The organism is Planomonospora corallina, from assembly GCF_042650625.1.
GTDB classification, from domain to species: Bacteria; Actinomycetota; Actinomycetes; order Streptosporangiales; family Streptosporangiaceae; genus Planomonospora_B; species Planomonospora_B corallina.
In genome coordinates, this window is record NZ_JBHSBM010000056.1 from 1 (window position 1) to 2,124 (window position 2,124).

Genomic DNA, 2,124 nt, shown 5'->3' on the forward strand with positions numbered 1-2,124 from the left:
GACGCGCGGCGCTGGTACGAGCGGTACGGCATCTCGGTGAACGTCAACGTCTCGGCCATGCAGCTGCGCCGCCCCGACTTCGTGGCGACGGTGCTGCAGGCGCTGGCGGACGCGGAGCTGCCGGGCCGGGCGCTGGTGCTGGAGATCACCGAGACCGCCCTGCTCGCCACCGGGCAGCAGGAGATCGAACAGGTCATCGCCTACCTGCACGAGCTGCGCGAGCACGGGGTGCGCATCGCCATCGACGACTTCGGCACCGGCTACTCCTCGCTGGCCTACCTCCAGCACCTCCCGGTCGACGTGGTCAAGATCGACGGGGCCTTCACCGCGTACGAGTCGGGCAGCGACACCGCCTCCCGGCAGCGGAACGCCCTGACCCGGGCGATCATCGGCCTCTGCGAGAGCATGGACCTGCCGGCCGTCGCGGAGAAGGTCGAGACCAGCGAGCAGGAGGAGTTCCTGCGCGACATGCGCTGCCCGCTGGGCCAGGGCTACCTGTTCAGCAAGCCCGTGCCCGCCTCGGCCCTGGACTCCCTCCTGGACGGCGAGTCCGGCCGCTCCGGCCAGGTCGCCGGCCTGCTGGCCGGCTGACGGATCGGGGACCCGGTCCGGCGGGCCGTCCGGAACCCCGGCACGACGGCTCCTTCCCGGTCCGGGCCATGCCGGCTCCCGTCCGTCCGGAAAAAGTGATCAGGGCATGCCCGTACTCCTCAGATGGGGTGCGGGCATGCCGATTTACCGGATGACCCGCATCATCGAGACCGCCCCCGAGGGCGGAGGGCCGAGGAGTACGACCGTGGCAGGGAACGTCTGGCGCCTGGTGGCCGACCGCAAGGTCGGCGGCAAGATGCTGATCTTGATGGCGGTGCTGGGACTGACCGCCCTCGCCACCGGCCTGGCCGGGCTGTCGAAGATCGGCACCTTGCAGGACGAGCACGACCGGCAGCTGGAGAAGGCCGTGCCCTTCATCACCGGCCTGCAGCGGGCCGCGGTGGACGCCAAGGCCGCCGCCAACGACGAGCGCGGTTTCCTGCTGACCGGCGACCCCGAGTTCAGCAGCGGGACGCTCGAGCGCTTCGAGGCGATCGACGCCGGCCTGGCGCAGGCCAAGGCCGCGGCCGGCTCGCCCGAGCAGGCCGCGCAGGTCGAGGAGATCACCGAGGGCGTGCACGCCTGGCGCGACGCCCTGTCGGCGGAGTTCGCCCTCTACGCCACCGACAAGCAGGCCGCGATCGAGGCCGCCCTCGGCGCCAACCGGGAGCTGCGCAAGGCCTACGAGGAGCGGATCGGCGCCACGATGAAGGAGGCGACCGACGAGCTCGCCGCCAGCGCGAAGTTCGGCGAGACCGTGGACTCGGCCCGCGTCCTCGTCATCGTCGTCCTGGCCGTCGGCCTGGTCTGGGGCCTCGGCACGGGCCTGCTGGTCTCCCGGTCGATCACCGGGCCCGTGCGGGCCGTCGCCGCCGCGCTCAAGCGGATGGCCGCGGGCGACCTGACCGTCCGGGTGCCGGTGCGCAACCGGGACGAGCTCGGCGAGATGGCCGGGGCGCTGAACGAGGCCGCCGAGGCGATGCAGACCGCGGTCCGCACCATCGACACCTCCTCGGACTCGCTGGCCGGCGCCGCCGAGGAGCTCACCGCCACCAGCACCCAGATCGCCGCCTCCGCCGAGGAGACCAGCGTGCAGGCCGGGGTGGTCACCGCCGCCGCCGGCGAGGTCTCCGGCAACGTGGAGACCGTCGCGGCGGGCGCCGAGCAGATGGGCGCCTCCATCAAGGAGATCGCCAGCAGCGCCGGCGAGGCGGCCAAGGTCGCCGGCCAGGCGGTGACGGCCGCGGCCTCGACCAACGAGATCGTCGCCAAGCTCGGCGCCTCCAGCGCGGAGATCGGCTCGGTCATCAAGACCATCACCTCCATCGCCGAGCAGACCAACCTGCTGGCGCTCAACGCCACCATCGAGGCCGCCCGGGCCGGGGACGCGGGCAAGGGCTTCGCGGTCGTCGCGGGCGAGGTCAAGGACCTGGCCCAGGAGACCGCCAAGGCCACCGAGGACATCGCCAAGCGGGTCGAGGCCATCCAGGCCGACACCGAGGGCGCGGTGACCGCGATCGCCGAGATCAGCGC

Annotated in this window: 2 protein-coding genes; both read left to right on the top strand. The window is 72.6% G+C overall.

The annotated features are described in order from the left end of the window. On the top strand, nucleotides 1–591 hold a 591-nt coding region (locus ACFOWE_RS30975; protein WP_377294124.1), incomplete at its 5' end, for an EAL domain-containing protein. A gap of 136 nt (nucleotides 592–727) precedes the next feature. Further along, nucleotides 728–2,124 (top strand): methyl-accepting chemotaxis protein (locus ACFOWE_RS30980; protein ID WP_377294126.1); only part of this gene is annotated, 1,397 nt, incomplete at its 3' end.